Origin of the sequence: Paraburkholderia sp. 22099, from assembly GCF_052045835.1 — a bacterium.
GTDB lineage: Bacteria > Pseudomonadota > Gammaproteobacteria > Burkholderiales > Burkholderiaceae > Paraburkholderia > Paraburkholderia terricola.
In genome coordinates this window covers 232604-254528 of sequence record NZ_JBQEPU010000006.1, presented here as the reverse complement: position 1 = coordinate 254528, position 21925 = coordinate 232604, and the positions used below count along the sequence as shown (strand labels likewise).

Here is a 21925-nt window from a genome sequence, read left to right as displayed (position 1 = left end):
CAGAGGAAGGGCATACCCCGGTACTGCAACTTCACCTTCAACTCCTCCGGAGTCCTGCATTCCAAACATGCTCAAGCAGCTTCACCCCCAAACGGGCGGGCTACGCTGGCTGGGCGTACCGTACGTAATGTCGCCCGCCCACACCTGATTGATCGCCGGCGGCTGGAACCGGCGCTCAAGCAGGTTGGGCGCCACCAGCGCTTCACCGTCAGCCCTGCGGTAACGGTGCGTTCGTCGTCGCGTCACGGCCAGTTGCGCCTCACGCATCAACGACCGCGCGCGGTAGCGTCCGATCGCATGGCCCTGGTGCTGTAACGCCTGAGCCATCCTGCGGCTGCCATAGCTGCCGCGGCTTTCGTTGTGAATTTCACGCACGGCCCTGAGCAGGGCCGGCGAAGCCGCAGCCCTGGCGGGCCGCCGCGCGGCAAAGGTGTAGTAGCTGCTTCGCGGCACCTTCAGCAACCGGCACATCACGCTGACTGGCCAGGCCTTCTTCAGCGAACGGATCACCTCGAGGAGCGATCCAGTTCCTTGACGAAGAAGGCCGTGGACTTTTTTAGTATCTCGCGCTCCCTTTCGAGCTCGGTCACGCGTGCCTCCAGCTCCCGGATACGTCGCTGGTCGGCCTTGAGCTGCACCTCGGTGCGCGGAGGCTCAGCCTGCTCGGCCCGCCATTGCGCCACCCACCGCCGCAACGCGGTATCGCCAATGCCCAGCGCCTCGCAGGCCTTGGCAAACGAATAGCCCTGCGCGACAACCAGCTGCACCGCCTCGGCCCTGAATTCGTCGGTTATGTTCCGTCTGCTCATTTCTCACCTCGGTTGGAGATTATCCCCTTTAGAGGTGTCCAGAGTCATTGGACCACTACAGTGCCGCCCCGCACAGGGGCAACGCTAATAGACCACTAAGCCAGCAAGGAAAGGCCAACAAATCCAGGACCAAACCAAACCAAACGAACCAACCGAACCAAACCAAACCCCCAAACAAAAACCCGCGCCGCCAGGCGCCGAAAGCCAAAAACAAGAGATAGCCCGCATTAACCCTTCTTTTCGACCCATCGCGCCGCAGGCAAATCAACAACAATCACCATCACCAGCACTAACCGCAAGCAACCGCAAACCTCATGGCATCCACGACCGCAAACCAGCAAGCCGCGCCCGCATCGCCGGGCCCGTTGAAGCGCATCATCCTGATCGTCCTCATCGCGATCATCGCCGCGGGCGCAGCCGGCGCGGGGGTGTGGTTCTTCATGTCCAAACGCGCCCCGGCCGGCAACCCGGCTCAAGCCGCGCCCGCCCCGGCTCCGGCGCCGATCTTCTTCCCGCTTGAATCGATGACCGTCAATCTGCAATCGGACGACGGCCAGCAGCACTTCCTGCGCATCGGCCTGACGCTCAAGCTCACCGACGCGAAGACCCAGCAGGAACTCACCGAACACATGCCGGAAGTGCGCAGCCGTCTCCTGCTCGCGCTGTCGAACAAGCACCCCGACGAACTCGCGCCGCTCGAAGGCAAGCACGCGCTCGCCGCCGAACTGAAGACGCTGGTCGAACAGCCGACCGATAAAGGCGCCGCGCCGATGCACGTCCAGGATGTGCTGTTCACCGAATTCGTCGTGCAGTGACGTCCCCAGTGACGTTGTCTAGCGCCGCCATCATCAACCGCCACGGGACGCACGAGGAATAAGCAATGGGCCACGAAGAGTTCATGTCCCAGGAGGAGGTCGATGCCCTCCTCAAGGGCGTAACCGGCGAGTCCGATTCGGAAGCCGAGCAAAGCGATCGTCCGGGCGTCCGCCCGTACAACATCGCGACGCAGGAACGCATCGTCCGCGGCCGGATGCCCGGCCTGGAAATCATCAACGACCGCTTCGCGCGTCTGTTGCGCGTCGGCATCTTCAACTTCATGCGGCGCTCGGCGGAAATCTCCGTCGGCCCGGTGAAGGTGCAGAAGTACAGCGAGTTCACCCGCAACCTGCCGATCCCGACCAACCTGAACCTGGTCCACATCAAGCCGTTGCGCGGCACGTCGCTGTTCGTGTTCGACCCGGATCTGGTGTTCTTCGTGGTCGACAACCTGTTCGGCGGCGACGGGCGCTTTCATACCCGCGTCGAAGGCCGCGATTTCACGCAGACCGAGCAGCGCATCATCATGAAGCTGCTCAACCTGACGTTCGAGCATTACGCGGCGTCGTGGAAAAGCGTGCGTCCGCTGCAGTTCGAATACATGCGCTCGGAGATGCACACCCAGTTCGCCAACGTCGCGACGCCGAACGAAATCGTCATCGTCACGCAGTTCACGATCGAGTTCGGCTCGACCGGCGGCACGCTGCACATCTGCATGCCGTATTCGATGATCGAACCGATCCGCGACATTCTCTCGTCGCCGATCCAGGGCGAGGCGCTCGAAGTCGACCGCCGCTGGGTCCGCGTGCTGTCGCAGCAGGTGCAGGCGGCGGAAGTGGAACTGACCGCGGATCTCGCGCAGATGCCGGTCACGTTCGAACAGATCCTGAACATGCGCAAGGGCGATGTTCTGCCGATCAACATTCCCGAACACATCACGGCCAAGGTCGATGGGGTGCCGGTCATGGAATGCGGCTACGGAATTTTCAATGGTCAGTACGCGCTGCGGGTCCAGAAGATGATCAGCGCAGCCGACACGATGAAGGAAGGTGGATATGAGTGACCTGAACGCAAAGCCCGAGACCGAAGCGGTCAGCGCCGAGGACGAAACGGCGATGGCGGACTGGGCCAGCGCGCTGGCCGAGCAGAACGACAACACGGAAGTCGACGCGACCACGGCCGGCGTGTTCCAGCCGCTGTCGAAAGTCGAGCCGACCTCGACGCGCAACGACATCGACATGATCCTGGACATTCCCGTTCAGATGACCGTCGAGCTCGGCCGCACCAAGATCGCGATCCGCAACCTGCTGCAACTCGCACAAGGTTCGGTGGTGGAACTGGACGGCATGGCGGGCGAGCCGATGGACGTGCTCGTCAACGGCTGCCTGATCGCACAGGGTGAAGTGGTGGTGGTGAACGACAAGTTCGGTATTCGTCTGACCGACATCATCACGCCGTCCGAACGCATCCGGAAGCTGAATCGATGAAACGCGTGGTCCGTCGCGCCGTGTTCGCGGCGAACGTGGCAGCCGCCTCGGCGCTCACGTTCGCACTGGCAACGGCGCCGCTCGCCGCGCAAGCGGCCGACATGAACGCGGTCAACAACGCCGCGAAAATGGCCTCGGGCGTCGGCGCGGGCACGGCTGTGCCGGCGCTCGGCGTCGGCGCGGTGTTGCAAACGATCGTCGGCCTGCTGGTCGTGATCGGTCTGGTGTTCGGCTGCGCGTGGCTCGCGCGCCGCTTCGGCTTGCAGCCGGCGAACCGCGGCGGCCTCGTGAAGACGATCGGCGGCGCCTCGCTCGGCGGCAAGGAACGCGTCGCGGTGGTCGAGATCGGCGATACGTGGCTGGTGCTCGGCACGGCGCCGGGCAACGTGCGTCTTTTGCATACGATGCCGGCGGGCTCGGCCACGGCCGATGCGGCCGGCGGCACGCCAACCGGCGAGTCGGGTGGACCCGGCGTCGCCGGAGCGGGCGCGGCGTTGCCGGGCACCTTCGGTCAACGCTTTCGCGACGCCTTGAAAGGCGAAGTCGGCAAACGTTTCAACGGGCAAGGCGGCGGAGTTCGGTAATGCAGTTCAGTCTTCAATCAGCGCGTGAAGCGTCAACCTCGGTGTCACGCCCGGTGCGATCCATCGGTCTCTCCCGCGCCGCCTCCACCGTGCTTGCGGTATTGCGCCGTGTCGCGCCCGTGGCGCTGCCGGCGCTGATGCTCGCGCTGCCGGCGCTGTCGTTCGCGCAAACCGCCGGCTTGCCGGCCTTCAACACGAGCCCCGGCCCGAACGGCGGCACGACCTACTCGCTGAGCGTGCAGACGATGCTGCTGCTCACGATGCTGTCGTTCCTGCCGGCCATGGTGTTGATGATGACGAGCTTCACGCGCATCATCATCGTGTTGTCGCTGCTGCGCCAGGCGCTCGGCACGAGCACCACGCCGCCGAACCAGGTGCTGGTCGGCCTCGCGATGTTCCTCACGCTGTTCGTCATGTCGCCGGTGCTCGACAAGGCCTATACCGACGGCTACAAGCCGTTCTCCGAAGGCTCGATGCCGATGGAGCAGGCGGTCAACCGCGGCCTCGCGCCGTTCAAGACCTTCATGCTGCGTCAGACCCGCGAAAGCGATCTCGCGCTGTTCGCCCGCATCTCGCATGCCGCGCCGATGCAAGGCCCCGAAGACGTGCCGCTGTCGCTGCTGGTGCCCTCGTTCGTGACGAGCGAGCTGAAAACCGGCTTCCAGATCGGCTTTACGATCTTCATTCCGTTTCTCATCATCGACATGGTGGTGGCGAGCGTGCTGATGTCGATGGGCATGATGATGGTGTCGCCCGCCACGATTTCGCTGCCGTTCAAGCTGATGCTGTTCGTGCTGGTCGACGGCTGGCAGTTGCTGCTCGGCTCGCTCGCTCAGAGCTTCGTTTAAGCGCCGCGCGCCACGTTACCCGAACGCGCCTCCTCACCTTTCAACGCTTCAGGTCGAATCGCCATGAATCAGGAATCCGTCATGACGCTCGCGCACCAGGCCATGTATGTCGGCCTGCTGCTCGCCGCGCCGCTTTTGCTGGTCGCGCTGGTGGTCGGTCTGGTGGTGAGCCTGTTCCAGGCCGCCACGCAGATCAACGAAAGCACGCTGTCGTTCATTCCGAAGCTGCTGGCGATCGCCGTCACGATGGTGATCGCCGGGCCGTGGATGTTGACGACCATGCTCGACTATCTGCGCCAGACGCTCACCAACATCCCGACGCTCGTCAACTGAGCGCCGCGCCGGTCCTTAACCTGCTCCGCCCGCCCTCGCCGCCGCCATGTTTTCCGTCACCTACGCGCAACTGAACGCCTGGCTCACCGCGTTCCTGTGGCCGTTCGTGCGGATTCTCGCGCTGGTCGCGACCGCGCCGGTGTTCGGCAACCGCTCGCTGCCGATGCGCGTGAAGATCGGTCTCGCGGCCTTCGTCACGATCATCGTGGCGCCCACGCTCGGCGCGCTGCCGCAGGTCACGGTGTTTTCCGCGGAAGGCGTGTGGATCATCGTCAACCAGTTCCTGATCGGCATCGCGCTCGGCGTGACGATGCAGATCGTCTTTCAGGCGATCAGCGCGACCGGCGATTTCGTCGGCCTCGGCATGGGCCTCGGCTTTGCGACCTTCTTCGACGCGCAGGCGAGCAGTTCGAGCCAGGTGCTGTCGAGCTACATGAACACCATCGCGATGCTGGTGTTTCTGGTGATCGACGGTCATCTGCAAATGATCGGCGCGCTGCTCGCCACGTTCCAGTCAGTGCCGGTAGCGGCCAACATCCTCGGCGCATCCGGCTGGCGCACGCTGGCGAATTTCGGCGGCACGGTGTTTTCGGCGGGCCTGCTGCTGTCGCTGCCGGTGGTCGCCGCGCTTCTCATCACCAATCTTTCGCTCGGCATTCTGAACCGCGCCGCGCCGCAAATCGGCGTGTTCCAGATCGGCTTTCCGCTGACCATGCTGATCGGCATGCTGCTGTTGCAATTGATGATCCCGAACATGATTCCGTTCTTCACGCGCCTTTTCGATGTCGGCATCGATCAGATGGGCCGCGTGGCGGCGGGCTTCAGGTAGCGAGGCTTTCCGCAGCCACCGCAAAAGGAAAAAGGGCGGACCCGGCTTGCACCGGCTCCGCCCTTCTTCGTTCCCGCGTGTTCAGCTCAGGTACTGGAACAACGACATGTTCTGGATCTTCACGAAAGCCTGCTGCGCCGCTTGCAACGCGTTCTGCGTCAGCGTGTACTTGCCGACCGTCTTGACCAGGTCGGTTTGCGTCAGGTCGGAAAGGTTGCTCGTGGTTTGCAGCGTGTTGGTCTGCGTGACGCTCTGCAATGCCTTCACCTCCTGCTCGCGACCGCCCACCGCGGCCTGCGCGGTCACGACGTTGTTCATCGTGTTCTCGAGCTGGGTCATGCTGGTGGTCAGCGCGCTCTGGAAGCTCGCCGTCGAGGCGCCGCCCGACACCGGCGTTTGCAGCGTGGCGATCAACTGGCTCAGATTGGCGAACACGTCCATGCTGCCTTGCGTGGCGGGCGTCACGCTAAAGCTATCGCCCGCGTTCGGCGCGCCGGTGAGCGTCACCGACTGGCCGCCGAGCGCGATCGCCGAGCCGGCCGTGTACGTCTGCGGCGTGCCGGTCGTGACCGCGCCGGTGGCCGGATCGGTCGCGCTGATCGTATAGGTGGTCGCCGACGAAAAGTTGATCTGATACTTGTCGGCGTTGGCCGGATTCGTCGGATTGGTCAGGCTCACGCTGCTGATCACGCCGGTGCCGGTATTGCCGGTGGTCGCGGCCGGCACCGCGCTGGTGCCGATCGGCGCGACGCTGCCGAAGATCGAGAGCCCGTTGTCGCCGGTCTGAACGAGGTGCGAGTCGGTGACCTGCACGACCGGCGTGCCGGTGTCGCCCGAATACGTCACCACGCCGGCCGCATTCGTGGTGTACGGCTGCGCGCTGCTTTGATAGCCGGCGAACAGGTAGTTGCCCTGCGGGTCGGTCGAATTGGCGAGCGTCATCAACTGGCTGCGCAAGCTCTGCAATTGCGTCGCGATCGCGCCGCGGTCGCCGTCGTTCAGCGACCCGTCGCCGGCGCGCAGCACCAGCGTGTGAACGGTTTGCAGCACGGTGTTGACGTCGCCGAGCGTGGTGTCTTCCTGCTGCAGCGACGCCAGCGCCGCGGTCTGGTTGGTCGTGAACTGCGCGAGCGTGGTGGCCGTCGAACTCAACTGCACGGCCTGGGCCGCGCCGAGCGGATTGTCGGACGGCGTCGAGAGGCTCACGCCGCTCGAAATCTGCGCGTACAACTGCGACAACTGAGCTTGCTGGTCGCTCATCGTCGCGACGTTCATGCTGAAGTACTGCGTGCTGGAGATGCGCATGTTCAACGCCTCACTGGAAGATGCCGAGCAACGTCTGGAACAGGGTCTGCGCGGTCTGAATGACCTTGCTGTTGGCCTGATAGAGCTGCTGATACTGAAGCAGGTTGGCTGCTTCCTCGTTGATGTTCACGCCCGAGACGGACTGCTGCGCGGTGGTGATCTGCGTCACCAGCGAAGCCTGCGCCGTGCTCGAGGTCTGGAGCTGGTTGGTCTGGTTGCCGATCTGGTTCACGTAGTTCGCATACGCGCCCGTCAGCGTGACCGTGCCGCCCGCCAACGCCTTCGCGGTGGACAGGTTCGACAGCGCGAGCGCGTTGCGCCCGTCGTTGGTCGCGCCGGTGTTCGGGCCGATGGTGAACTTGTCGCCGGCAGCGGGCGCGCCGCTGATCGTCACCGAGACGTTGTTCATCTGGCCGGCGGTCGTGTTGTTGATCGTCAGCGTCGCGCCGGTGGCGGACGAATACGGCACCACGGTCGTCGCGCTGGTGATCGGATAGGTGGTCGCGGGCGAGCCCGCCACCGTCACCGTCGAACCCGCCGGGAAGCCGGACAGGCCCGTGCCGTCGTACGACAGCGTGGTGGTCGAATTCGGCATGGTGTAGCCGGCTGTCACCGTGCCTTGCGTGATCGTGCCGGTGCCCGTGTTGGTCGACGCGGCCGCGCCCAGCACCGGCGCGGCGGCGGCGATCGCGGCGGCGTCGGTGGTCGCGGTGGCGAAGCTGTTCAGCGCGCCGCGCGTCGGCTCGACCGTGAACGAGTCGCCGGGATTCATCGTGCCGGTGGTCGAGAAATTCAGACCGTTGATCGGCTGGCTCAGGTTGGTCGCCGAGCCCACCACCGTGCCGCTCGAATTGTCGGTCAGCGTGTAGGTGGTGCCGTTGAAGGCCAGCGTGTAGTCGCCGGTGGTCGGCTGCGTGGGGTCCGCGAACGACACGTTCAGCGACGCGTTGCCGGTGTTCTGCGTGTTCGCGTAGACGGTCGGGCCGCCCACCGAAAACAGCGCGCCGCCCTTGGCGCCGGCGAGCGTGATGCCGAGCGCGTTCTGGGCGTTGACCTGCGAGGCGAAGCTCACCGCGATCGCGCCGAGTTGCGCCGCGCCCGGATCGAGCGTCTGGCTGCGAAACGCGACCAGACCGCCGAGCGTGCCGCCTTCGATCTTGCTGTCGGGCAAATTTTGCGGCACGGCGGCCGGATTGGCGCCCGCCTGGCCGAGGTACTGCACGGACAATTCGCTGCTGTCGCCGGTCGACTGCGCCGTGCCCAGGTTGTAGCTGTTGCCGGACGACACGAGCGGCTGGCCGTTGCTCATGAACACGCTATAGCTGCCGTTGCTGTTGACGACGTTCACGCCGATCAGTTGCGACAGATTCGACACGGCGAGGTCGCGCTGATCGAGTAGCTGGTTCGGCGGCTGTCCTTGCGTGCTGGCCGCCTGGATCTGCCCATTCAGTTGAGCGATCTGCTCCGAGTAGCTGTTGATCTGCGAAACGGTGTTGGACAGTTGCGTGTTGACGCTCTGGCGCAGCGCGTCGTACTGCTCGCCGGCGGCGTTGATCTGGTTCGCAAGCGTCTGCGCGCCGCTCATCGCCGTCTGTCGGGTAGCGAGACTCGACGCGTTGTTCGAGACGTTCTGCAAGCCGGTGAAATAGCCGGTGATCGCGCTCGCAATCCCGGACGTCGGGCTGCCGATCAGATTGTTCAGCTGCGAGATCAGCGTGTTGTAGGTCGACAGCGAACTGCTCGAACTCTGCGCGTTGTTCAGCTCGGTGGTCAGATACTGGCTGTACTGGCGCGTCACGGTGACGGTCGAGACGCCCTGCGGCAGATAGCCGGAACCCGTGTACTGGCCGCCGCTTTCCGCGTAGACCGGCGTTTCGATGCTATAGCCCGGCGTCGACGCGTTGCTGATGTTCTGGCCGGTCGTCGTAAGTCCCCATTGGGCTGCGTTCAGTCCGCTGAGGCCGAGATTGATGAGATTGGACATGCGTCATCCTGAAGGGCGACAGCGTACACATGCCGCCGCGTTACTTGAACTTACTGTTTAACGGCCCCGGTAAGGAAAAATTGAGGCCGTTGCGATGCGGGTTCGACGTTTGTTGCAACGTTTGCGAGGCGTGCTTCGCGAGACAGGTGCCGCGACGCTCGCGCCCGTTCACCGCACCAGCGAGCGGCGCTTCATTTCGAGTTGGGTGATGAGCCGTTGCAGCGTGTTTTCGGCGCTGCCCGGCAGCGTCAGGAAACGGAAGCCGAGTTGATAGCGCTGGGTGCCGTTCGGCAGCGCGATGGAGCGGTGCGACACCAGTTGCAGATCGAGCAGAAGCCGGCCGAGCGCGCCGAACGACAGCTCGCAATCCTCGAGGTGCGTGCCCATCGGCAGTTCGGCCACGCGTTCGTCCGCGGTGCGCATGCCGACGCCGCCGAGCGACAGATCGTGTACTTCGAAGCGGAACGTGTCGCCCTCGGGCAAGCGGCCGCTGCAGGTGTAGGGGTCGAGAATCGGCGCGTCGACGCGGAAATACTCGCGGCGCTGCACATAGAACAGCACCTCGGGAAAGTCGGCCTCGAATGCAGGCAGGCCCTCGAAACGGGTCTCGCGCGGCGCGGCGGTGACGAATTCCATCCGCACGCCGTCGGGCGCGGCGTGGAACTGGCAGTGCGGCGCGGCGAGCAAGCCCCTGTTCTGCTCCGGCAATGCGCCCCAGTCGAAAGTGAAGGTGCGCCCGCGCACGTCCACATCGAGCAGGCGCGTGACGAGCTGGCCGCCGGCGTATTGAACGGTGAGGAAGTCGCCGCGATTGACGAGGTTGCGCAACTGAACGCCGATTTCGAGCGGGTTGCGGCGGCCGAAATCATTCGCACTGTCGTCTAGCGGGGCGTGCGGCTGGCCGGGTGCGTCGGTATGGCCGTTCGACTGGTTAGTATCCATGGGCTTGCCGGTGTGCATGTTCTTGCGGGCGCGTGCCAGGGCTCCTGCCGGGGCTTTCGCGCGGTCTTCGTCGAAGCCGCGGCACGCGCGTTCAACCGGACTTTAAAGCGTATTCCGGTCTCGGGTCTAACTGATTAGCGGCAGCATGCGCCCAAAATTTAGGGGCGTGTCATGAATTATTTGCCGCAAACGTTAAAACCGCGCCAGCCGTCACGCGGCCGGACCGGGCCATCGCATCAGCGGCGCTTCAGGCCATCTTCTGCATGATGGACATCAGCTTTTTCGCGTAATGCGGATCGGTTGCGTAACCCGCGCGCTGCATGCCGTGCGCGAAGCCGCTGACGTCATGCGACGAGTTGATCACCTGCGCGTAACGCGGATTGCTCTTGAGCAGATTCGCGTAGTCGGTCATCGCTTCCTGATACGAATCGTACGCGCGGAATTTCTCGACCACGCGTTGCGGCTTGCCGTTCACGTACTCGGTGGTCAGGGTGGAGACGGTCTTGCCGGCCCAGTCTTTCGACGCCTTGATGCCGAACACGTTGTGGCTGGTCGAACCGTCCGCCTTCTTGATCTCGCTCTTGCCCCAGCCCGATTCGAGCGCGGCCTGGCCGATGATGAAGCGCGCCGGAATGCCCGTGGCGGCGCTCGCGGCTTGCGCCGGTCCGGCGAGTTTATCGACGAAGGCGTCGACCTTCGGCGAGCTGCCGTCGCCCTTGAGCGGTGGCGTGAGCGCGTTGTTGGCCGAGTAGCCCTTGCCCGTCGCGAGCTGGCCGTTGGCCTGCGCGTTGCCGTAAGCCTTGGCGAGCGCATTGAGCGCCGCGGTCTGCCCTTCGTCGCCGCCGCTGCCGCCGCCGAGCGCGTTCGCCATGCCGGCAAGACCGCCCGCGCCGCCCGCACCATTCGCGGCATTCGCGCCGCTCACCTGCATGCCCTGATTGCGCATCAACTGCTTGAGCATCGCGTCGGCGACGCCGATACCCTTCTGCGAAAGATGCTGCGACAACTGCTGGTCCATCATCGACGTGAAGGTGGCACTGTCGTGCGAATCGAACGGGCCGTCGTTGGGCGTCGCGTCGCGCATGCTTTTGAGCATCATCTGCGTGAACACCGCGTCGAACTGCTGCGCGGCCATCTTCATGCCGGCTTGCGGCGACGCCTTGGCCTGCGCGCTCAGCTTCGCGAAGCCTTGCACGTCGAGCGCGAAGCGCTGCGTCAGATCGTTCGCCGAAGCGGCGGAGTGGGTCGTATCCGAATTCATCCTGTGTCTTCCTTAGATGATTTCCAGGTCGGCGCGCAGAGCGCCCGCCGCTTTCATGGCCTGCAGGATCGACATCAGATCCGCGGGCGTCGCGCCCAACGCGTTGAGCGCCTTCACCACTTCGGCGAGATTCGCGCCGGCGGTCACCAGCTTCAATGCGCCGTTGTCCTGCTTCATCTGAATCTGCGACTGTTTCGCCACCACCGTCTGGCCGTTCGAGAACGCGCCCGGCTGGCTCACCACCGGCTGGGTGTTGATCACCACCGAGAGGTTGCCGTGCGCGACCGCGCAGCTTTGCAGCGTGACCATCTGGTTCATCACGATCGAGCCGGTGCGCGCGTTCAGGATCACCTTCGCGGCGGCTTGCGCGGGCTTCACGTCGAGGTTCTGCAATTGCGCCATGAAGGCGACCTGCTGTTCGGGATCGCTCGGCGCGCGCAACTGGATCGTGCGGCCGTCGAGCGCGGACGCCGTGCCGCCGCCGAATGCGTTGTTGACCGCCGCCACCACGCGCTGGGTCGTGTCGTAGTCCATGTCGTTCAGTTCGAGCTGCATGGTGCCCGCTTGCGATACCGACGTCGGCACCGCGCGCTCGACGATCGCGCCGCCGGCGATGCGGCCCGCGGCCAGCGTGTTCACCTGCACCTTGCTGCCGTTCGCGCTCGCGCCCGCGCCGCCGACCGCGAGGTTGCCCTGGCCGAGCGCATACACCTGGCCGTCGGCGCCCTTGAGCGGCGTGAGCAGCAGCGTGCCGCCGCGCAGGCTCTTGGCGTTGCCGAGCGAGGACACCGTCACGTCGATCGCTTCACCGGGACGCGCGAACGGCGGCAGCACCGCCGTCACCATCACCGCGGCGACGTTCTTCAACTGGATGTTCGACAGCGACGATTGCGAATTGCTCGAGCCCGCCGCCTGGTTGTTGATCGAGATGCCGAGGTTCGCCAGCATGTTGGCGAGCGTCTGCGTGGTGAACGGCGTCTGCGTGGTCTGGTCGCCCGTGCCGTCGAGGCCGACGACGAGGCCGTAGCCGATCAGCGGGTTGTCGCGCACGCCCTGGATCTGCACGAGGTCCTTTAGACGTTCGGCATGCGCGGGCGTCGCCGCCGGCAGCGCCGCGCAGGCGAGCGCGACGAAGGCCAGCGCACGGCCGACGCGGCCGAGGCGGTCGAGGCGCATGGATCGCGCGAGGCGGGAGACGGAAAAGACGGTACGCATGATCACCACGGCGACACGTTGAGGAAAAAGCGTTGCAGCCAGCCCATGTTCTGCGCCTCGTCGAGATAGCCCTTCGCGGAATATTCGATCTTCGCGTCGGCCACCTGGGTCGAGTACACGGCGTTCAGGTTCGAAATCGTGTTCGGATTGACGATGCCGGAAAAGCGCACGAATTCGTTGCCCTGGTTGATGAGCATCTGCTTCTCGCCGCTCACCATCAGATTGCCGTTCGGCAGCACGCCCGTCACCGTCACGGTGATCGTGCCGTTGAACGTGTTCGACGCGTTCGCGCCGCCGGTCGCCTTGAAGGTGTTGCCGCCGGTCGCGCTCAGGTTGACCTTGCCGAACAGGCCGCCGAGAAAACCGGCGGTCGGCACGTCGAAGTTGGTGTCGCCGCTGCGGTTCGCGCCGGTGCCCGAGGACTTCGTCGCGTTGACGTTTTCCTGGATCACGATGGTCAGGATGTCACCGACATTGCGCGGCCGCTGGTCTTCGAACAGCGGCCGGCCCGCGTAACCGGGGTTGTAGATCGAGCCCGGCGATTGCATCGCGGGCGGCATCGGCGGCAGCGCCGTCATCGGCTGCTGCGTGATGGGCTGCTTCGGCACGAGGCCGCAGCCGCCCAGCGCGGCGAGCAGCGTGAGCTGCGCGAGCGCGAGCGCGGTGCGCGAGTGAACCGGGTTACGCGTGAAATGCGGAGTGAAGTGCGACATGCTGATTACCGCCTGTGCTTGCTGCTGTTAATTCCCAGTTCCTCAAACCTGCATCTGGCTGAGCGTCTGCAGCATCTGGTCGGACGTGGTCACGGCCTTGCTGTTGATTTCGTAGGCGCGCTGCGTCTGGATCATGTTCACCAGTTCCTGCACCACGTTCACGTTCGAGGCTTCCACGTAGCCCTGATTCAGCGTGCCCGCGCCGTTCAGGCCCGGTTGCGCGATGTTCGGCGCGCCCGACGAGGCGGTTTCCGCGAACAGGTTTTCGCCCTTCGCATCCAGACCGGCCGGGTTGATGAAGGTCGCGAGCTGCATGGAGCCGAGCTGCTGGCTGTTGGTCGAGCCGGCCACGGTGATCGACACCACGCCGTCGCTGCCGATCGTGACCGAGGTCGCGTTGGTCGGGATCGTGATGGCCGGAATCACCTGGTAGCCGCTCGACGTGACGAGCTGGCCCTGCGCGTTGGTCTGGAACGAGCCGTCGCGGGTGTAGGCGGTCGTGCCGTCGGGCATCTGCACCTGGAAAAAGCCCTGGCCGTTGATGGCCACGTCTTTCGAGTTGCCGGTCTGTTGCAGGTTGCCCTGGGTGTACAGACGCTCGGTGGCGACCTGTTGCACGCCGGTGCCGAGCTGAATGCCGGACGGCAGTTCGGTTTGCTGCGTCGAGTTCGCGCCGGGCTGGCGCACGGTCTGGTACAGCAGATCCTCGAACACCGCGCGCGAGCCCTTGAAGCCGTTGGTGCTGACGTTCGCGAGGTTGTTCGAGATCACGTCCATCTGCGCCTGCTGCGCATTCATGCCGGTGGCGGCGATATAGAGTGAGCGATTCATGATTCTTCTCCGGGGGCTGCCTGAGCAGCCCGTTAGCTAAAGCTGAGCAACTGGTTGGCGGACTGGTCGTTCTTGTCGGCGCTTTCCAGCAGCTTGGTCTGCATCTGGAACTGGCGCGCGTTGGTGATCATCGCGACCATCGCGCTGACCGGATTCACGTTGCTGCCCTCGAGCGACGCGGGCGCCAGCGCGACGGCCGGATCGGCGTCGGCGGGGTTGCCGTCGGCGGTGCGAAAGAGGCCGTCGTCGCCGCGCGAGAGCGTCTGCGGGTCAGGATTCACCAGCTTCAACTGATCGACCACCACCACGGCGGTGGGCGGATCGCCGGGCGTGAGCGCGGTGACGGAGCCGTCCTTGCCGATGGTGATTTCCGCGCCGGGCGGCACCGAGATCGGGCCGCCGTTGCCGAGCACCACCTGATTGATGGCGTTCACCAGTTGACCGTTTTCGTCGACGTGCAGGTTGCCGGCGCGCGTATAAGCCTCGCCGCCGTCGGCGGTTTGCACCGCCAGCCAGCCCGGACCCTGGATCGCCACGTCGAGCGGATTGCCCGTCTGCTGGATCGGCCCCGGCGTGTAGTCCGCGCCCGGTGTCGACGACAGCACGAAGGTGCGCGTGGTGTCGTCGTTGATCGAACTGCCGTCGCCGAACGACATCGGCACGGCACGGAAAGTCGCAAGCTGCGCGCGAAAGCCGGTGGTCGAGGCGTTCGCCAGGTTGTTCGCGACGATGGCCTGCTGTTCGAGCGCTTGCGTGCTGCCGGACATCGCGGTGTAGATCAGCCGATCCATGATGAGTGGGTCCCGGTCGCTTACAGGTTGATCAGGGTCTGGTCGACGGTCTGCTGGGTCTTGATCGTCTGCGCGTTCGCCTGATAGTTGCGTTGCGCGGTGATCAGATCCACCAGCTCGCTGGTCAGATCGACGTTCGAGTTTTCCACCGCGCCGCCTTGCAGCACGCCGTGGTTGGTCGAGCCCGGCGCGGAAATCTGCGCGACGCCCGACGCGGAGGTCTGCTGGAACTCGTTGTTGCCGAGGTTCACGAGGCCGTTCTGGTTCGAGAAGTTCGCGAGCGCGATCTGCCCGAGCGCGGCGGTTTCCTGGTTCGAGTAGTTGCCGGTCAGCGTGCCGTCGGCGGCGATCGTGAAGCTGGTCAGCGTGCCGGCCGCGTAGCCGTCGGGCCGCAGCGAGTTCACGCCGTTCTTGCCGCCGTACTGCGTCGTGCCGGAGATGTTCAGCGTGAGGCTTTGCGGCGTCGCCGAACCGTCGGTGTTCGGAATCGAGAAGTCGAACACGTAGGGCGTGGTGGTGGCGGTGCCGGACGCGTCGGTCGTGCCGAGCAGCGTGCCCGACGAATTGAAGTTCGCGTGGCCGACCAGGCTGGCGGCGCCGGTCGAGGTGCCCGCGTACACGTTCCACGTGCCCGCCGAGGTCTTGGCGAAATACATGTTGACGGTCTGCGAGCCGCCGAGCGTGTCGTAGACCGTCGTGCTGGTCGAGTAGTTATACGTCGACGAACTGTTCTGGTTGAACGCCACCGGGGTCGGCGCGATCGTGTAGCTGTCGCTCGCCGCCGGCACGCCGTTGAACGTGATGGTCTGGCCGTTGCCCAGCGAGATCGCGCTGCCGGCCGTGTACGTGGCGGCGGCGCTCGTCGTGCCGAGCGTGGTGTCGGTGACCGTGTAGGTGGTCGGGCTCGTGAAGTTGACGGTGTAGGTGTCGTTGTTCGTGCCCGACGCGGTGTTCGTGATGGTCGCGCCAGGCGTGGTGAGCGTGCCGGTGTTGGCGCCGCCGGCCGTCACGGTCGGCGTGCCGAGCATCAGCGGGTCCTGCGCGTTCAGGTTCAGGCCGGCGGCGATGTTGGTGGTCGCTTTCGGTGCGATGTTCGCGGTCGGCACGCTGAGCGGCACGGTCTGCGCGGTGTTGATGATGCCCGCGCTGTTGGCGGCGTAACCCATCAACTGCAAGCCTTGCGCATTGGTGATGAAGCCGTTCTTGTCGAGCTGGAACACACCGTTGCGCGAGTACACGAGCGAGCCGTTGTTCGACAACTGGAAGAAGCCGTTGCCGTTGATCGCGACGTTGAGCGCCTGGTTGGTGCTCGTGATCGTGCCTTGCGAGAACTGTTGCTGCACTTCCGACAGCTTGGTGCCGATGCCGATTTGGTTGCCGACCGCGGTCGCCACCGAATTGGCGTACATGTCCGCGAACTGGGCGGTGCCGCTCTTGAAGCCAACCGTATTCGCGTTGGCGATGTTGTTGCCGATCACGTCGAGATCGCTCGACGAGGCGGACAAACCACTCAAACCTTGTTGGTAACCCATGACGGTCTCCGTATCTGGAAAGTCGTAACTAACTGAACTTGAATCAGAGGATCGCGGCGACGCTGGTCAGCCCCACCGTCGTGCCGTTCGACAGCACGAGGCCCGGCGTGCCGCTGCTCTGCGTGACGACGCTTTGCACGGTCGCGCCCGAGAGCGTGGTGGCCGTCGCCTGCTGGCCGTTGATCGTGCCGACCGCGCTGATCGTGTAGGTGCCGTCGGGGAGCGTGTTGCCGGCGGAGTCGGTCGGCGTCCAGCCCACCGGAATCGTGCCGGCCGACTGCTTGCCGAGGTCGAGCGTGTTGACGATCTGGCCGGCGGAGTTCTTTACCACCACTTGCAGATCGCTCACCGGGTTGGCGAGCTGCACGCCGAACGCGCTGGCCTTGCCGCTCGCGACGCTCACCGAGTTGCCCGGCGCGAGCACGGTCGAGCCGATCAGCAGCGCGGCCTGCGACTGCTGGCCCGCGGAGAGCTGCGTCGCCAGCGAACTGAGCGTCGTGTTCAACTGGCCGATGCCCGAGACCGTATTGATCTGCGCGAGTTGCGAGGTCATCTGCGAGCTGTCCATCGGACTCGTCGGGTCCTGGTTCTTCAACTGCGTGACGAGCAGTTGCAGAAAGGTGTTCTGCAAATCGCTCGCCGAGGTGCCCGAGGTGCCCGTCGTCGAACTCGTCGAACTGCTGGCACTGCCCGTGCCGTTCATCGTATCGAGCAGCGTCTGCGACACGTTCGTGCCGTTGCTGCCGATGGAGGTATTGGTGGTCAAGGAGCTCTCCTCAGGTTCCGATCGTGAGCGTTTTCAGCATCAATGTCTTGGCGGTGTTCAGGGTCTCGACGTTGGCCTGGTACGAGCGCGACGCCGAGATCATGTTGACCATTTCCTGCACCGGGTCGACGTTGGGCAAGGTGACGTAACCGTCCGCGTTGGCCGCCGGGTTGCCGGGGTCGTAGGCGGTCTTCATCGGCGTCGGATCGTCGACCACGCCGGTGACCTGCACGCCGCCGACCTGCTGGCCCGAGCCCGAGCGCGCGCCGCCGATCGGGCTCACCGCGAACACGACCTGCTTGGCCTTGTACGGCTGGCCGTCCGGGCCCGTCGTGCTGTCCGCGTTGGCGAGGTTGGACGCCGTCACGTTGAGCCGTTGCGACTGCGCGGACATCGCGGAGCCGGCAACGCCGAAAATATTCATCAGGGATGGCATGGTTGCTGACCTCTCCTTAAATCCCGTAGCGATTGTTTTTTGCCCGGTTGCCGCGGCGGCACGAGTCGTCTCGCCGCCGCGTTACATCCGCGCGTCGAATCTGCCGATGCGGATCACGAACCCGACTGGATCGCGGCCAGCATCGTCTTGATCTGGCTCGACAACACCGTCATGCCCGATTCGAAATGCAGCGTGTTGTCCGCGAACTGCACCCGCTCGGTGTCGATGTCGACCGTGTTGCCGTCGAGCGCGGGCTGCGTCGGAATGCGGTATTGCAGCTTGCTGTAGTCGTCGGGCGTGCCGCCGCTCGGCGCGAGCGTCGTCTTGCCGGACATGTGGCCCGGCGTGGTCGCCGCCATCGACATGCCGCCCGTCACGCCCGCAGGCTGCGCCATCGTGAGCGTCGAATGGTTCGACGCGGCCACGCCGGCGCCGCCGCCGGTTTTCTTCAGCGCGCCGGCGAGCGACGCGGCGAAGTCGACGTCGCGCGCCTTGTAGCCGGGGGTATCGGCGTTGGCGATGTTCGACGACAGCAGCTCCTGCCGGTAAGCGCGCACATCGAGCGCTTCACGGCCAAAGGCGAATTCGGCATCGAGTTTGTCCAGCATAAGCATCTCCGGAGTACGTTCCCGAGGCTTCCCGTGCATGCCTCGCGTGAGGACTGCATCAGGCGGGAAGACCTTTTTGCATGAGGTGCATCTTATGGGCCGAACGCAAGCGGCAATCGGACGAATAACCGGGAAAGGGGGCTTCTATTCAACGTTTGCGCAAAGGGGGCGCTCACTAGAATGCAAGGCGTACCGATGCATTCGATGGAGAAACGCAATGCCCCAACCCACTTTCGATCCGACGCGCCGCGCGAGCCGTGCGGCGGCGCATCGCGTGGGCCGGGGCGCGGTTCGCCTCGGCGCGCGCCTCGCGACGCGGCTCATCGTGAGTTCGGCGCTGTGCGTGCCGGCCGGCGCGCTATTGATGGCGCATGCCGCGCAGGCTGAGGAAGCCGGCGGCCCGATCGTGATTCCCGGCCCCGGCGAAAAGAATCCGGCCGCGCTCGCGGAACTCGCCGAACACATGCAGACGACGCCCGCGAAACGCGCGGGCACCGCCGCGACGCTCGCCGCGGCCACCGCGCAATCGCTCAAGGCAGGCCCGGCCGCGCGCGACGCCGATCAATTCACGCGCGCCGCCAACGCGAGTGGCTCGATCGTCATTCCGGGCGCGGGCGAAGCGCCGGCCGCGCCGCAGATGATCCGCACCGGTTTCAAGCCCGACGCGAATGGCGTCGTGACGATTCCCGCTGGGGGCGGCAATGCGGGCGCGGGAGAAGCGCCCGCTGCGCCGCAAATGGTCCGCACCAGTTTCAGGCCCGACGCGAATGGCGTCGTGACGATTCCCGCTGCGGTCGCCGATCCGGCGGCTGGCCTCGCCAAGGTCAACGTCGCGCCGGGTTCGCGCCAGCTCGTGCCGGTGGTCGTCACCCCGGCGCCGCAGGCAAACAGCGCACGGCAAGCCGCTGGCGTGCAGCCGGTGGCGGCCAATGCGCCGGGCAAGGCATCGCTCGATGTACCGGCTGGCGCGTCCGCGTCCGCCGCCCTCGACACCTTGGCCTCGCGCGGCGAGCCGCCGCAGTTCGGCGCGAACGGCAAGCCGATCGTGACCAGGACGGCTGCCGTGCCGGCACCGGCGTCGATTCAAGCGCCGATGCCCGCCACGCTCGCGCGCACGCCGGCCAGGCGCCAGGCGACCGCGTCCGCCGCAGCGCAGAATCCGCGCGCCGCCCAGCCCATGCAAGCCGCACAAGCCGCACAGCCCATGCAAGCCGCGCCGCTGCCCGGCCAGCAGGACCCGGAGGCGATCCGCAACGCCGCGCTCGCGTTCTTGCAGCAGCAATCCGCCGGCTTGCCCGGCAAGGTCGAGATCACCGTCGCACCGGCGTTTCCGCGCGGCCTCGCCGCCTGCTCGATGATCGAGCCGTTCATGCCGAGCGGCGCGCGCCTGTGGGGCCGCATGACCGTCGGCGTGCGCTGCGCCGGCGAGAAGCCCTGGACCATCTACCTGCAGGCGCGCATCTCGCTGCGCGCCACCTACTATCTGGCCGCCCGCGCGATGGCGCCGGGCGAAGTGCTCAACGCCGCCGACCTCGTCGCGCGCGACGGCGATTTGACCGGCTTGCCGCAAGCGATCGTGACGGACCCGTCGCAGGCGGTCGGCTCGGTCACGCTCACGCGCGTCGCGGCCGGCATGCCGCTGCGCCGCGACATGCTGAAGAGCGCGTCGGCGGTGTCGATCGGACAGACGGTGCGGGTCGTCGCGGCCGGCGAGGGTTTCGCGATTTCGGCCGAAGGCAGCGCGATGAACAACGCGTCGCCGGGTCAGCAGGTGCGGGTAAAGACGGCCAACGGCCAGGTGATTTCCGGCGTCGTGAAAGACGGCGCGACCGTTGAGATTCAGCTATGAACCGGCGCCGCATCCGCTCGAACGCGGCGGGGTCCACGACAGGCGGCAGGTCCACGCCGGGGCCGGATCCCCTTGAAAGACAAGGAAAAAGATCGAGCGATTGCGCTAAAGTTTTGATCTGCGATTGCCGTTATCAGGATCAAATCGTTCAGGAAGCCAATCGTGAAAGTCGATTCCACAACCAAGTCCAGTCTGCCGACGTTGAAAGACGCCCTCTCCCGTTCGCAAGCAAGCGACGCGACGGCCGCGAACAGCAGCGCGCAGAGTGCGGGCTCCGCCCCGCAGACCTCCACCAGCGGTTCCGGCGACGCCAGCGTCAGCCTGTCGGGTCTGTCGCAGCATCTGCGCAGCCTCGCGGCGACCGGTTCGGCCGACATCGACACGGCGCACGTCGAGTCGATCAAGCAGGCCATCAAGGACGGCTCGCTGCAGATCGATTCCGGCAAGATCGCCGACGGCGTGCTGAACACCGCGCGCGAACTGCTGCAAAACAAAACCTCGTCGACCGGCAACTAATCGACGCATCGAAGTACGGTGACGTGCCGGGCGGCATTCGACCAACCCGGCTCGCGGCATCCGCGCGAGCCCTCGTGTTCAGCGAGTTGTTGACATGAAAGACGCCCTGCTTGCCACCCTCACCGAAGAATATTCGGCCGTCGAGGCGTTCGCCTCGATCCTGACGCTCGAAACCAGGGCGCTGACGGCCTTGTCGCCGCTGGAATTGCTGCCGCCCATCGTCGAGAAGAAAACCGAGCTGATCGGCGTGCTCGCCAAGCTCGAAACCACGCGCGACGCGCTGCTCGCCGAGATGGGCTTTCCCGCCGGCTGGTCCGGCATGGAACTCGCGGCCAGCACCGACGCGCGGATCGCCGGCCAATGGTCGCTGCTGCAAAAGGCCGCCGACCGCGCGCGGCGCTCGAATGCGAGCAACGGCGAACTGATCCGCGTGCGCATGGACTACAACCAGCGCGCGCTCACGGCGCTCCAGGTGGCCATGCCGCAGAAGGCCGGTTTTTACGGACCGGACGGCCGGATTCCCGCACGCGCCGCCGTGTGACGCGATTCGCGGGACCCGCGCGCGGCTGACGCGCGGTTGCATTGCGCTTCGATAGAACCACCGCATTGAATGAACGCAAAAGGGCTCGTCTTTCGGCGAGCCCTTTTGCTTTTCCGCCATGCCCGCCATGGGCGTCGCGCGTTTTCGCGCTGACGTTAGCCATCCGGCCAGGTGGCGCGAACGCATCTGCCGCCATCAAAATCACCACGTCCCCTACTGAGGTTCTCCGCCGTCACCCGGAGCGTTTTTACGCCACTTGAGACGAGCCACGCGGAGCGTTAACCACTAGCGAGGTTGTGTAATGGTGTGTATGATTCAGGGAGTGCGATATGAACAGTGCCGAGGTCGTCAAACTGCTTCACATGGATGGGTGGCGGCTGGTCCGCATATCGGGCAGTCACCATCATTTCCGGCACGCGGTAAAAGCCGGTCTCGTGACCATCCCGCATCCAAGGCGGGATCTTCCGCCCGGCACATTGAACAGCATCTTGAAACAGGCGGGTCTGAAATGAAAAACCTGATTTTCCCGATCGCGATCGAATCGGGCGACGCGCACCACGCGTTCGGCGTGGTGGTTCCCGACATTCCGGGTTGTCATTCAGCGGGCGATACGCTGGAAGAGGCCTACGCGAACGCGAAGGAAGCGATCGAGGCGCATCTGGACACGCTGCTCGACGAAGGCTTGCCGATCCCCGAACGGCTCGCGCTCGAAACGCATCGGCGTAATCCCGACTACGCGGGTTTCACGTGGGGTTTCGTGACCACCCGGAACATTCCCGCGTTGAAGAAGGCGGTGCGCATCAATATCTCGCTGCCCGAGGCGCTGGTCCACGACATCGACATCTATGCGCGGGCGCGCGGCATGTCGCGCTCCGCATTTCTCGCGCTGGCCGCCGAACATGAGATGGCTAACGCGTGAGAAAACCGGC

The 21925-nt window shown here is 65.3% G+C and carries 24 protein-coding genes and 1 pseudogene; 12 read left to right on the top strand and 13 right to left on the bottom strand.

Annotated elements, in window-relative coordinates:
- Positions 1–120: 120 nt before the first annotated feature.
- Positions 121–809 (bottom strand): annotated as a pseudogene (locus ACTJLC_RS08725) (IS3 family transposase); the annotation flags it as partial.
- A 314-nt stretch (positions 810–1123) separates the two neighbouring features.
- On the opposite strand from ACTJLC_RS08725, the gene fliL reads away from it, so the two are divergent.
- The 7 genes from fliL (at position 1124) to fliR (ending at position 5706) form a co-directional block, all read left to right on the top strand.
- On the top strand, positions 1124–1624 hold the full coding sequence (fliL, locus tag ACTJLC_RS08720; protein WP_073427754.1) for a flagellar basal body-associated protein FliL: 501 nt from the start codon (positions 1124–1126) through the stop codon (positions 1622–1624).
- Between the two features lie 65 nt (positions 1625–1689).
- On the top strand, positions 1690–2688 hold the full coding sequence (gene fliM, locus ACTJLC_RS08715) for a flagellar motor switch protein FliM (protein WP_073427755.1): 999 nt from the start codon (positions 1690–1692) through the stop codon (positions 2686–2688).
- Positions 2681–3112: a flagellar motor switch protein FliN gene (fliN, locus tag ACTJLC_RS08710; RefSeq protein ID WP_073427756.1), complete on the top strand. Its 432-nt coding sequence runs from the start codon at positions 2681–2683 to the stop codon at positions 3110–3112. Before fliM ends, fliN begins: the two co-directional genes overlap by 8 nt.
- Complete coding sequence (gene fliO, locus ACTJLC_RS08705) at positions 3109–3696, top strand: flagellar biosynthetic protein FliO (RefSeq protein ID WP_083085875.1); 588 nt, start codon at positions 3109–3111, stop codon at positions 3694–3696. The genes fliN and fliO overlap by 4 nt, the downstream gene beginning before the upstream one ends.
- 137 nt (positions 3697–3833) lie before the next feature.
- Positions 3834–4544 carry a flagellar type III secretion system pore protein FliP gene (gene fliP / locus ACTJLC_RS08700; protein WP_374709863.1) on the top strand — a complete coding sequence of 237 codons (711 nt, stop codon included), beginning with the start codon at positions 3834–3836 and terminating at the stop codon, positions 4542–4544.
- Positions 4545–4607: 63 nt separating this feature from the next.
- Positions 4608–4877 (top strand): flagellar biosynthesis protein FliQ, encoded by a 270-nt coding sequence (fliQ, locus tag ACTJLC_RS08695; protein ID WP_011490196.1) that lies wholly within the window; start codon positions 4608–4610, stop codon positions 4875–4877.
- 46 nt (positions 4878–4923) lie between these two features.
- Complete coding sequence (gene fliR / locus ACTJLC_RS08690; protein WP_073427759.1) at positions 4924–5706, top strand: flagellar biosynthetic protein FliR; 783 nt, start codon at positions 4924–4926, stop codon at positions 5704–5706.
- Positions 5707–5787: 81 nt separating this feature from the next.
- Here fliR and flgL read toward each other — a convergent pair whose 3' ends face one another.
- The 12 genes from flgL to flgB form a co-directional block, all read right to left on the bottom strand.
- Positions 5788–7011 (bottom strand): flagellar hook-associated protein FlgL, encoded by a 1224-nt coding sequence (gene flgL, locus ACTJLC_RS08685; protein ID WP_083085878.1) that lies wholly within the window; start codon positions 7009–7011, stop codon positions 5788–5790.
- A gap of 10 nt (positions 7012–7021) precedes the next feature.
- Complete coding sequence (gene flgK / locus ACTJLC_RS08680; protein WP_440843630.1) at positions 7022–8995, bottom strand: flagellar hook-associated protein FlgK; 1974 nt, start codon at positions 8993–8995, stop codon at positions 7022–7024.
- Between the two features lie 168 nt (positions 8996–9163).
- The gene (locus ACTJLC_RS08675; RefSeq protein WP_176035754.1) at positions 9164–9937 is read right to left on the bottom strand and encodes a flagellar brake protein; all 774 of its coding nucleotides are present in this window, start codon (positions 9935–9937) and stop codon (positions 9164–9166) included.
- Positions 9938–10184: 247 nt separating this feature from the next.
- Entirely contained in the window at positions 10185–11198 is a 1014-nt protein-coding gene (gene flgJ / locus ACTJLC_RS08670; protein WP_083085880.1) for a flagellar assembly peptidoglycan hydrolase FlgJ, read from the bottom strand.
- A 12-nt stretch (positions 11199–11210) separates the two neighbouring features.
- Positions 11211–12413, bottom strand: a complete 1203-nt coding sequence (locus ACTJLC_RS08665; protein ID WP_440843627.1) for a flagellar basal body P-ring protein FlgI — start codon at positions 12411–12413, stop codon at positions 11211–11213.
- A gap of 2 nt (positions 12414–12415) precedes the next feature.
- Positions 12416–13126 carry a flagellar basal body L-ring protein FlgH gene (flgH, locus tag ACTJLC_RS08660; RefSeq protein WP_073427764.1) on the bottom strand — a complete coding sequence of 237 codons (711 nt, stop codon included), beginning with the start codon at positions 13124–13126 and terminating at the stop codon, positions 12416–12418.
- A 42-nt stretch (positions 13127–13168) separates the two neighbouring features.
- On the bottom strand, positions 13169–13957 hold the full coding sequence (gene flgG, locus ACTJLC_RS08655; protein ID WP_073427765.1) for a flagellar basal-body rod protein FlgG: 789 nt from the start codon (positions 13955–13957) through the stop codon (positions 13169–13171).
- A 32-nt stretch (positions 13958–13989) separates the two neighbouring features.
- The gene (gene flgF / locus ACTJLC_RS08650; protein ID WP_073427766.1) at positions 13990–14748 is read right to left on the bottom strand and encodes a flagellar basal-body rod protein FlgF; all 759 of its coding nucleotides are present in this window, start codon (positions 14746–14748) and stop codon (positions 13990–13992) included.
- 20 nt (positions 14749–14768) lie between these two features.
- Positions 14769–16280 (bottom strand): flagellar hook-basal body complex protein, encoded by a 1512-nt coding sequence (locus ACTJLC_RS08645; RefSeq protein ID WP_440843624.1) that lies wholly within the window; start codon positions 16278–16280, stop codon positions 14769–14771.
- Between the two features lie 43 nt (positions 16281–16323).
- Positions 16324–17046 carry a flagellar hook assembly protein FlgD gene (locus ACTJLC_RS08640; RefSeq protein WP_440843622.1) on the bottom strand — a complete coding sequence of 241 codons (723 nt, stop codon included), beginning with the start codon at positions 17044–17046 and terminating at the stop codon, positions 16324–16326.
- Between the two features lie 10 nt (positions 17047–17056).
- Positions 17057–17482, bottom strand: coding sequence for a flagellar basal body rod protein FlgC (gene flgC / locus ACTJLC_RS08635; protein ID WP_073427769.1), 426 nt, complete (start codon positions 17480–17482; stop codon positions 17057–17059).
- A gap of 113 nt (positions 17483–17595) precedes the next feature.
- The gene (flgB, locus tag ACTJLC_RS08630) at positions 17596–18090 is read right to left on the bottom strand and encodes a flagellar basal body rod protein FlgB (protein WP_440843620.1); all 495 of its coding nucleotides are present in this window, start codon (positions 18088–18090) and stop codon (positions 17596–17598) included.
- 217 nt (positions 18091–18307) lie between these two features.
- Here flgB and flgA point away from each other — a divergent pair, with 217 nt between their 5' ends.
- From flgA to ACTJLC_RS08605, 5 genes are all read left to right on the top strand, one after another.
- Complete coding sequence (gene flgA, locus ACTJLC_RS08625; RefSeq protein ID WP_440843618.1) at positions 18308–19939, top strand: flagellar basal body P-ring formation chaperone FlgA; 1632 nt, start codon at positions 18308–18310, stop codon at positions 19937–19939.
- A gap of 162 nt (positions 19940–20101) precedes the next feature.
- Positions 20102–20455 carry a flagellar biosynthesis anti-sigma factor FlgM gene (gene flgM / locus ACTJLC_RS08620; RefSeq protein ID WP_073427772.1) on the top strand — a complete coding sequence of 118 codons (354 nt, stop codon included), beginning with the start codon at positions 20102–20104 and terminating at the stop codon, positions 20453–20455.
- A 94-nt stretch (positions 20456–20549) separates the two neighbouring features.
- Complete coding sequence (locus tag ACTJLC_RS08615) at positions 20550–20996, top strand: flagella synthesis protein FlgN (protein WP_083085888.1); 447 nt, start codon at positions 20550–20552, stop codon at positions 20994–20996.
- Between the two features lie 329 nt (positions 20997–21325).
- Complete coding sequence (locus ACTJLC_RS08610; protein WP_073427774.1) at positions 21326–21508, top strand: type II toxin-antitoxin system HicA family toxin; 183 nt, start codon at positions 21326–21328, stop codon at positions 21506–21508.
- Positions 21505–21915, top strand: a complete 411-nt coding sequence (locus ACTJLC_RS08605) for a type II toxin-antitoxin system HicB family antitoxin (RefSeq protein ID WP_440843615.1) — start codon at positions 21505–21507, stop codon at positions 21913–21915. The genes ACTJLC_RS08610 and ACTJLC_RS08605 overlap by 4 nt, the downstream gene beginning before the upstream one ends.
- Positions 21916–21925: the final 10 nt, after the last annotated feature.

What these genes read in the sequence shown, in the direction of transcription:
- fliL (WP_073427754.1), top strand. Translation starts at nt 1,124, where the DNA reads ATGGCATCCACGACCGCAAACCAGCAAGCCGCGCCCGCATCGCCGGGC.
- fliM (WP_073427755.1), top strand. Translation starts at nt 1,690, where the DNA reads ATGGGCCACGAAGAGTTCATGTCCCAGGAGGAGGTCGATGCCCTCCTC.
- fliN (WP_073427756.1), top strand. Translation starts at nt 2,681, where the DNA reads ATGAGTGACCTGAACGCAAAGCCCGAGACCGAAGCGGTCAGCGCCGAG.
- fliO (WP_083085875.1), top strand. Translation starts at nt 3,109, where the DNA reads ATGAAACGCGTGGTCCGTCGCGCCGTGTTCGCGGCGAACGTGGCAGCC.
- fliP (WP_374709863.1), top strand. Translation starts at nt 3,834, where the DNA reads ATGCTCGCGCTGCCGGCGCTGTCGTTCGCGCAAACCGCCGGCTTGCCG.
- fliQ (WP_011490196.1), top strand. Translation starts at nt 4,608, where the DNA reads ATGAATCAGGAATCCGTCATGACGCTCGCGCACCAGGCCATGTATGTC.
- fliR (WP_073427759.1), top strand. Translation starts at nt 4,924, where the DNA reads ATGTTTTCCGTCACCTACGCGCAACTGAACGCCTGGCTCACCGCGTTC.
- flgL (WP_083085878.1), bottom strand. Translation starts at nt 7,011, where the DNA reads ATGCGCATCTCCAGCACGCAGTACTTCAGCATGAACGTCGCGACGATG.
- flgK (WP_440843630.1), bottom strand. Translation starts at nt 8,995, where the DNA reads ATGTCCAATCTCATCAATCTCGGCCTCAGCGGACTGAACGCAGCCCAA.
- ACTJLC_RS08675 (WP_176035754.1), bottom strand. Translation starts at nt 9,937, where the DNA reads ATGGATACTAACCAGTCGAACGGCCATACCGACGCACCCGGCCAGCCG.
- flgJ (WP_083085880.1), bottom strand. Translation starts at nt 11,198, where the DNA reads ATGAATTCGGATACGACCCACTCCGCCGCTTCGGCGAACGATCTGACG.
- ACTJLC_RS08665 (WP_440843627.1), bottom strand. Translation starts at nt 12,413, where the DNA reads ATGCGTACCGTCTTTTCCGTCTCCCGCCTCGCGCGATCCATGCGCCTC.
- flgH (WP_073427764.1), bottom strand. Translation starts at nt 13,126, where the DNA reads ATGTCGCACTTCACTCCGCATTTCACGCGTAACCCGGTTCACTCGCGC.
- flgG (WP_073427765.1), bottom strand. Translation starts at nt 13,957, where the DNA reads ATGAATCGCTCACTCTATATCGCCGCCACCGGCATGAATGCGCAGCAG.
- flgF (WP_073427766.1), bottom strand. Translation starts at nt 14,748, where the DNA reads ATGGATCGGCTGATCTACACCGCGATGTCCGGCAGCACGCAAGCGCTC.
- ACTJLC_RS08645 (WP_440843624.1), bottom strand. Translation starts at nt 16,280, where the DNA reads ATGGGTTACCAACAAGGTTTGAGTGGTTTGTCCGCCTCGTCGAGCGAT.
- flgC (WP_073427769.1), bottom strand. Translation starts at nt 17,482, where the DNA reads ATGCCATCCCTGATGAATATTTTCGGCGTTGCCGGCTCCGCGATGTCC.
- flgB (WP_440843620.1), bottom strand. Translation starts at nt 18,090, where the DNA reads ATGCTGGACAAACTCGATGCCGAATTCGCCTTTGGCCGTGAAGCGCTC.
- flgA (WP_440843618.1), top strand. Translation starts at nt 18,308, where the DNA reads ATGCCCCAACCCACTTTCGATCCGACGCGCCGCGCGAGCCGTGCGGCG.
- ACTJLC_RS08615 (WP_083085888.1), top strand. Translation starts at nt 20,550, where the DNA reads ATGAAAGACGCCCTGCTTGCCACCCTCACCGAAGAATATTCGGCCGTC.
- ACTJLC_RS08610 (WP_073427774.1), top strand. Translation starts at nt 21,326, where the DNA reads ATGAACAGTGCCGAGGTCGTCAAACTGCTTCACATGGATGGGTGGCGG.
- ACTJLC_RS08605 (WP_440843615.1), top strand. Translation starts at nt 21,505, where the DNA reads ATGAAAAACCTGATTTTCCCGATCGCGATCGAATCGGGCGACGCGCAC.